This is a genomic window from Citrobacter sp. wls613 (assembly GCF_005281195.1).
Classification (GTDB): Bacteria; Pseudomonadota; Gammaproteobacteria; order Enterobacterales; family Enterobacteriaceae; genus Citrobacter; species Citrobacter gillenii.
On record NZ_SZXN01000080.1, the window covers coordinates 23,497 to 31,094 of the forward strand.

Consider the following 7,598-nt stretch of genomic DNA (forward strand, 5'->3'; position numbering starts at 1 on the left):
CATTTAGTTTGGATGAATGTAAAGAATTTGCTGTGTTATTGTTTATTTTTGCGAAGTGCGCCGCACCGTTTGAGGGCAAAAATATCTTGTTGCACATTTCAGGTGCTACCTGTGCTCAAATTTGGTGCGACCAGGTTGCACATTCAACCAAAAAGCGTTTGCCTTGTATAACAAAGCAATAGGCGTGCCAGAATGGGAGAGGAGAGGGGATGTGTTAGCCGGACAAGGCGCGTGAGCGCCAACATCCGGCAATATGACGAGAGCAGAGATTATTTACGACGCTGGCGCAGACTCATGACGATCGCGCCAAAGCCTAACAACGCGGTAATCAGCCATAACGGCCAGTTTCCGGTACGCGCATACGGCGTGAGACCCGTTGTCGGGGTAACGCTGGTGGTCAGTACCTGTCGGGTAAACTGCGGGATCATGGCCTGCACTTCACCTTGCGGGCCAATCACCGCCGTGATGCCATTATTAGTGCTACGCAACAGCGGACGCGCCAGCTCCAGTGACCGCATGCGCGCCATTTGGAAGTGCTGCCATGGACCGATGGATTTACCAAACCAGGCATCATTGGAGATGGTCAGCAAGTAGTCCGTATCCGGGCGGAAGTTATCCCGTACCTGTTCGCCAAGAATAATTTCGTAGCAGATTGCCGCCGTCAGCTTAAAGCCGTGCGCCTGCAGCTGTGGCTGCACATACGGCCCTCGGCTGAAGGATGACATGGGTAAGTCAAAGAACGGCGCCAGCGGGCGTAGAATCGATTCCAGCGGCACAAACTCACCAAACGGGACAAGGTGATTTTTGTTGTAACGATTGCTGGAGTCATAGCTGTACGGACTGTCTTTACCCAGCGTGATGATGGTGTTGTAGGTATCGTAGCGGTTTTGCTTGTTAAGGCGTGCGTCAACAATACCGGTGATTAGCGTGCTGTTTTTAGATTTTAGCAGGTCATCCATCATGCCGAGGAAACGCTGCTGATTGATCTCCAGATCAGGAATAGCGGACTCTGGCCAGATGATCAGCTGTGATTTGCCCATTTCAGGCTGCGTGGCATCAAGGTAAATCTTCAACGTGTTGATGAGCTGACCTTCATCCCACTTCAGCGACTGCGGAATGTCACCTTGCACCATCGAAACTTGGGTGGTTTTTTCTGGCTCCAGCGTATACCACTGGATGTAGCGCAGCGGGAAGGGCAGAGCGAACAATACCACGGCAGTAACCAGAGGACGCCAGTTACGTGTGACTAACGCCAGCGCCAGCAGGCCGCTGACCATCATCAGCAGGAAGTTAATCGCCTCGACGCCCATTACCGGCGCCAGGCCTTTCAGCGGGCCGTCAATCTGGCTGTAGCCAAACTGTAGCCATGGGAAGCCGGTCAGCACCCAGCCGCGCAGGAATTCGGTTATCTGCCAGACTACCGGGGCAGCAATCGCCACCCGCAGCCAGCTGGTTTTTGGCCACAGGCGCGACAGAACGCCCGCAAACAAACCTGTGTACAGCGAGAGGTATGCCGCAAGCAATACCACAAGGAATACGTTAACCGGGCCTGGCATACCGCCAAATTGCGCAATGCTGACATAGACCCAGTTGATGCCGGAGCCAAAAAGACCCATTCCCCAGACATAGCCGATAGCGGCAGACTGGAGTGGGCGACGGTTGAGAGTTAAGGCCTGCAGACCCATCAGCGAAATAATCGCCGCAGGCCAGATGTCATACGGAGAGAACGCCAGCGTCCCGCAGGCACCGAATAATAACGCCAGCAGCAGGCGAATGCGCTGGCGTTCAATTAAGGGGGCAAATGCCATGTAGTCTTTGATCCAGTTTCGGGTTTATTCGTCCAGTTTTGGCTGGGGTGAGTCGTCCGGAATTCTGACATGAACCTGAATAATACGACGGCTGTCGGCCATGGCAACTTTGAACTGGTAGCCATCAATGTCGATAGTCTCTCCACGTGCGGGCAGATGACCAAAGGCCTGCATCACCAAACCGCCAATAGTATCGACTTCTTCGTCGCTAAAGTGGGTGCCGAAGGCTTCGTTGAAGTCTTCGATCGGGGCCAGCGCACGAATGGTCCAGGTGTGGCGACTAAGCTGACGGAAATCGATATCGTCTTCTTCGTCGTATTCATCTTCGATTTCACCGACGATCAGTTCAAGAATGTCCTCAATGGTCACCAGACCCGAGACACCGCCGAACTCGTCGATAACGATAGCCATATGGTACCGCTGAGAGCGGAACTCTTTCAGCATGCGGTCAACACGCTTGCTCTCAGGTACGACAACCGCCGGGCGTAACACTTTTTCCATGCTGAAAGCTTCGGCATCACTGCGCATAAACGGCAGCAAGTCTTTCGCCATCAGAATCCCTTCAATGTGATCTTTGTCTTCGCTGATCACCGGGAAACGCGAGTGGGCGGACTCGATGATGACATCAAGACACTCATCCAGAGTCTGGTTGCGTTTCAGTGTGATCATCTGGGACCGGGGGATCATGATGTCGCGAACACGTTGGTCCGCAATGTCCATCACCCCTTCGAGCATATCGCGCGTATCTTCATCGATAAGGTCGTTTTGCCCGGAATCACGGATCAGCTCCAACAGTTCGTCGCGGTTTTTTGGTTCACCGTGGAAAAGTTGGCTCAGTAACAGGGAAAAGAATCCCTTTTTGCTGTGTAAGGTGTCACTACTGTGTGAATTGTCGTCGCTCATGGCGTCGTATGGGTTCTCATGTTAGTTAATAGATTGCTCAAGGCACGTAAACTCAGTGCCCGGCGTCGTGACCTGTCACCGGCTTGACCGGCAGCAGGTTATTCCTTCTCGGCAATGTACGGATCCTCATAGCCCAGAGCAAGCATAATCTCTGTTTCGAGGGATTCCATTTCTTCCGCTTCGTCGTCTTCGATATGGTCGTAGCCTAAGAGATGCAGGCTACCGTGTATAACCATTTGTGCCCAGTGGGCTTCAAGAGGCTTACCTTGCTCCTGCGCTTCTTTTTCGACCACCTGACGACAGATGACCAGATCGCCCAGCAGCGGCAGTTCGATGCCCGGTGGGGCCTCAAACGGGAAGGACAGCACATTGGTTGACTTGTCTTTCCCGCGATAGGTCAGATTCAGTTCGTGGCTTTCAGCGTCATCGACCAGGCGAATGGTGACCTCTGACTCTTCCTGAAACTGCGGGATCACCGCATCCAGCCATGCCTGAAACTGGCGCTCATCCGGTAAACCGGCGTTATCTTCACATGCCAGCTGTAAATCGAGAATAACCTGACTCATTTTTGTTCCTGTTCCTGGGCTTCACGCTTGCGTTCCGCTGCCTGTTCGGCTTTACGTTTTTGTTCTGCTTCTTCCCAGGCTTCATACGCCGTCACGATACGGGCAACCACCGGGTGGCGTACCACGTCTTCGCTATGGAAGAAATTAAAGCTAATCTCATCGACCTCAGCCAACACTTCGATGGCATGACGCAGACCGGATTTGGTGCTGCGCGGCAGGTCAATTTGGGTAATGTCGCCGGTGATCACCGCTTTGGAGTTGAAGCCAATACGGGTCAGGAACATTTTCATCTGTTCGATAGTCGTGTTCTGGCTCTCATCAAGGATAATGAACGCATCGTTCAGCGTACGACCGCGCATATAAGCCAGCGGGGCGACTTCAATGACGTTACGCTCAATAAGCTTCTCCACCTTCTCAAAGCCGAGCATTTCGAACAGCGCATCATACAGCGGACGTAAATAAGGATCGACTTTCTGGCTGAGATCGCCCGGCAGGAAGCCCAGTTTTTCACCGGCTTCAACCGCCGGACGGGTCAGCAGAATACGGCGAATTTCCTGACGCTCGAGCGCATCGACCGCGGCGGCTACCGCCAGGTAGGTTTTACCCGTCCCTGCAGGACCGACGCCGAAGGTGATGTCGTGGTCGAGAATATTGGCGATGTACTGCGCCTGATTCGGCGTACGCGGTTTGATCACGCCACGCTTGGTTTTGATATTCACCGCTTTGCCAAACTCTGGCACGCTGTCTGCGCTCTGCTCAAGGACACGCGCTTCTTTGATTGCCAGGTGAATTTGTTCCGGCTCGATGTCCTGCGTCTTGCCGCGCATTGGCGCGGTATCGACGTACAGGCTGTGTAAAATATCTGCCGCAGCGGTAACGCAAATCGGGCGACCGGTCAGCTTAAAGTGGTTGTCGCGGCGGTTAATTTCGATACCAAGGCGACGTTCCAGCTGTTTGATGTTGTCATCAAAAGGACCGCACAGGCTCAACAGACGGGCATTGTCTGCGGGCTCAAGGGTAATTTCGCGAGTGTCTATGTTCAAACCGTTCCTCTTATGCAGATATCGCCGGACGTCGAACATTTACCGGCATGTAGGGAAATTATTCACGCCACAGGGAAAAGGCGCAAGCATTGCAATGAAGATGGGGGCGTAGAGAGGAAATACAAGACCCTCCCCGTCATACTTCAAGCCGCAGAGGCGTTGCCTGCACTCGCGCACCCCAGTCACATAGTTATCTATGCTCCTGGGGATTTGCTCGTTTGTCGCTTTAGGGGATAGAGGAGGGGTTATGGTAATTACGGCTGATAAATGCCGACACCCAGATCATTCTCTTTGCGGGTACGCGCAATGACCGACTCCGGACTTTCTGCGATGCGCAGGCCCATTTCGTCCTCGGTACGCACGACTTTACCGCGCAGGGAGTTAGTCCAGACGTCGGTAATTTCAACATCCACAAACTTACCGACCATATCCGGGGTGCCTTCAAAATTCACCACACGGTTATTTTCGGTACGACCCGACAGCTCCATTACGCTTTTACGCGACGTGCCTTCGACCAGAATACGCTGGGTGGTGCCGAGCATACGGCGGCTCCAGGCCATGGCCTGCTGGTTGATGCGATCCTGCAGGATATACAGACGTTGCTTTTTCTCTTCTTCCGGGACGTCGTCAACCATATCGGCGGCAGGCGTGCCAGGACGAGCTGAGAAGATAAAGCTGTAGCTCATGTCGAAGTTAACGTCGGCAATCAGCTTCATGGTCTGCTCGAAATCTTGTGTGGTTTCGCCAGGGAAGCCCACGATGAAGTCGGAGCTAATCTGAATATCCGGGCGTGCAGCGCGCAGTTTGCGGATGATTGCCTTGTATTCCAGCGCGGTATGGGTACGTCCCATCAGGTTTAGTACGCGATCTGAGCCACTCTGTACCGGCAGGTGCAGGAAGCTTACCAGCTCCGGGGTGTCGCGATAGACTTCAACGATATCGTCGGTGAACTCAATTGGATGACTGGTGGTGAAACGGATACGGTCAATGCCGTCGATCGCCGCCACCAGACGCAGTAAATCTGCGAATGAGCCGGTCGTGCCGTCGTAGTTCTCACCGCGCCAGGCGTTAACGTTTTGCCCCAGCAGATTGACTTCACGTACGCCCTGCGCCGCAAGTTGGGCAATTTCAAGCAGGATATCGTCCGCCGGACGGCTGACTTCTTCACCACGGGTGTAGGGCACCACGCAGTAAGTGCAGTATTTGTTACAGCCTTCCATGATGGACACAAACGCGCTTGGACCTTCAGCACGCGGTTCCGGCAGGCGGTCGAACTTTTCGATTTCCGGGAAACTGATATCCACCACTGGACTACGGCTGGTGCTACCGCGCACTTTGTTGATCATTTCCGGCAGGCGGTGCAGGGTTTGTGGCCCAAAAATAATGTCGACGTAGTGTGCACGTTGACGAATATGGTCGCCTTCCTGGGAGGCGACACAGCCACCCACGCCGATAATCAGATTCGGGTTTTTCTCTTTTAAGAGTTTCCAGCGACCTAACTGATGGAAAACTTTTTCCTGAGCCTTCTCGCGAATTGAGCAGGTATTCAGCAGCAGCACATCCGCTTCTTCCGCCACGTCGGTCAGTTGATACCCGTGAGTGGCATCCAGCAGATCGGCCATCTTCGATGAATCGTATTCGTTCATCTGACAGCCCCAGGTTTTAATATGGAGTTTTTTAGTCATCGACTTGCTCTTGCGAAATTGTGGCTGAAATGCAGGGCGCATAGTGTACTGCGTTGGCGCGGTTGTGACCAGTATGACGGATGTCAGCCTCAAGGGGTAAAAAATCCTGTAAACTTACACAATACATGTAACAGGATGATTGACCATGACAAATCAACCAACGGAAATTGCCATTGTCGGCGGGGGGATGGTCGGCGGCGCGCTGGCGCTGGGACTGGCGCAGCATGGATTCAGGGTGACGGTAATAGAGCACGCCGCGCCCGTGCCGTTTGTGGCTGACAGTCAGCCCGATATCCGTATTTCAGCCATTAGCTCCGCGTCTGCATCGTTGCTGAAAGGGTTGGGTGTCTGGGATGCGGTGCAGGGCATGCGCACTCATCCATATCGTCGTCTGGAAACCTGGGAGTGGGAGAATGCCCATGTGGTGTTTGATGCGGCAGAGCTAAAACTCCCATTGCTGGGCTATATGGTCGAAAACAACGTCCTGCAACAGGCGTTGTGGCAGGCGATGGAGGCGCATCCCAACGTGACCCTGCGCGTGCCGGCATCACTGATTTCTCTGCATCAACATAACGATCGGCATGAGCTTGAACTGACTGGCGGTGAAAAGATAACGGCAAAACTGGTGATTGGTGCCGATGGCGCGAATTCTCAGGTACGTCAAATGGCCGGGATTGGCATCCATGCCTGGCAGTACGCGCAATCCTGCATGCTGATTACCGTGCAATGCGAGAATTCACCGGGAGACAGTACCTGGCAGCAGTTTACCCCTGACGGACCGCGGGCGTTTTTACCGCTGTTCGATAACTGGGCTTCGCTGGTGTGGTATGACTCTCCGGCCCGCATCCGCCAGTTGCAGAGTCTCGATATGGCGCAGCTCCAGGCGGAAATCGCAAAATATTTCCCTTCACGTCTGGGTGACGTTACGCCTGTTGCCGCAGGGGCGTTTCCACTTACTCGTCGCCACGCGTTGCAGTATGTACAGCCAGGACTTGCGCTGGTGGGCGATGCCGCGCACACCATTCATCCGCTTGCCGGGCAGGGGGTGAATCTGGGGTACCGTGATGTCGATGCGTTAATTGATGTGCTGGTGAACGCCCGTAGCTATGGTGAGCAGTGGGCCAGTCAGCGGGTACTGAAGCGCTACCAAACGCGTCGTATGACCGATAACTTCATCATGCAAAGTGGTATGGATCTGTTTTACGCCGGATTCAGCAACAACCTGCAGCCGCTGCGTATTATGCGCAATCTTGGTCTAATGGCCGCCGAGCGTGCAGGCGTGTTAAAACGTCAGGCGCTGAAGTATGCGTTAGGGTTGTAGCTCAAGTGGTGCCTGATGGCGCTGCGCTTATCAGGCCTACGCGTCATGTAGGCCGGGTAAGGCTTGCCGTCACCCGGCGTTAGAAAAGCAAAAAGCTCGCCGAAGCGAGCTTTTCTAAAATGGCTGGGGTACGAGGATTCGAACCTCGGAATGCTGGTATCAGAAACCAGAGCCTTACCGCTTGGCGATACCCCAACAATTTTTTGGATTTACCGAATTAAATCGATACGCCCTTAATATGGTGGCTACGACGGGATTCGAACCTGTGACCC

Annotated in this window: 6 protein-coding genes and 1 tRNA gene; 1 reads left to right on the top strand and 6 read right to left on the bottom strand. The window is 53.8% G+C overall.

Annotated elements, in window-relative coordinates; translation table 11 throughout:
* Positions 1-269: 269 nt before the first annotated feature.
* The 5 genes from lnt to miaB form a co-directional block, all read right to left on the bottom strand.
* Complete coding sequence (gene lnt / locus FDX01_RS19045) at positions 270-1,808, bottom strand: apolipoprotein N-acyltransferase (RefSeq protein WP_096757885.1); 1,539 nt, start codon at positions 1,806-1,808, stop codon at positions 270-272.
* A 24-nt stretch (positions 1,809-1,832) separates the two neighbouring features.
* Positions 1,833-2,711, bottom strand: a complete 879-nt coding sequence (corC, locus tag FDX01_RS19050) for a CNNM family magnesium/cobalt transport protein CorC (protein ID WP_096757884.1) — start codon at positions 2,709-2,711, stop codon at positions 1,833-1,835.
* A gap of 98 nt (positions 2,712-2,809) precedes the next feature.
* Positions 2,810-3,277, bottom strand: a complete 468-nt coding sequence (gene ybeY / locus FDX01_RS19055; protein WP_137400291.1) for an rRNA maturation RNase YbeY — start codon at positions 3,275-3,277, stop codon at positions 2,810-2,812.
* On the bottom strand, positions 3,274-4,320 hold the full coding sequence (locus FDX01_RS19060; protein WP_167456046.1) for a PhoH family protein: 1,047 nt from the start codon (positions 4,318-4,320) through the stop codon (positions 3,274-3,276). Before FDX01_RS19060 ends, ybeY begins: the two co-directional genes overlap by 4 nt.
* Positions 4,321-4,574: 254 nt before the next feature.
* Positions 4,575-6,005: a tRNA (N6-isopentenyl adenosine(37)-C2)-methylthiotransferase MiaB gene (gene miaB, locus FDX01_RS19065; protein ID WP_096757880.1), complete on the bottom strand. Its 1,431-nt coding sequence runs from the start codon at positions 6,003-6,005 to the stop codon at positions 4,575-4,577.
* Between the two features lie 145 nt (positions 6,006-6,150).
* Between miaB and ubiF the strand changes: the two genes are divergently transcribed.
* A complete protein-coding gene (gene ubiF, locus FDX01_RS19070) occupies positions 6,151-7,326 on the top strand; it encodes a 3-demethoxyubiquinol 3-hydroxylase (RefSeq protein ID WP_115259092.1) in 1,176 nt (391 codons plus the stop codon).
* A 120-nt stretch (positions 7,327-7,446) separates the two neighbouring features.
* Here the strand turns inward: ubiF and FDX01_RS19075 are convergent.
* Positions 7,447-7,521 (bottom strand) — tRNA-Gln (locus FDX01_RS19075).
* Between the last annotated feature and the right edge of the window lie 77 nt (positions 7,522-7,598).

Coding starts and splice junctions, on each gene's coding strand:
- corC (WP_096757884.1), bottom strand. CDS start 2,711: ATGAGCGACGACAATTCACACAGTAGTGACACCTTACACAGCAAAAAG.
- ybeY (WP_137400291.1), bottom strand. CDS start 3,277: ATGAGTCAGGTTATTCTCGATTTACAGCTGGCATGTGAAGATAACGCC.
- lnt (WP_096757885.1), bottom strand. CDS start 1,808: ATGGCATTTGCCCCCTTAATTGAACGCCAGCGCATTCGCCTGCTGCTG.
- ubiF (WP_115259092.1), top strand. CDS start 6,151: ATGACAAATCAACCAACGGAAATTGCCATTGTCGGCGGGGGGATGGTC.
- miaB (WP_096757880.1), bottom strand. CDS start 6,005: ATGACTAAAAAACTCCATATTAAAACCTGGGGCTGTCAGATGAACGAA.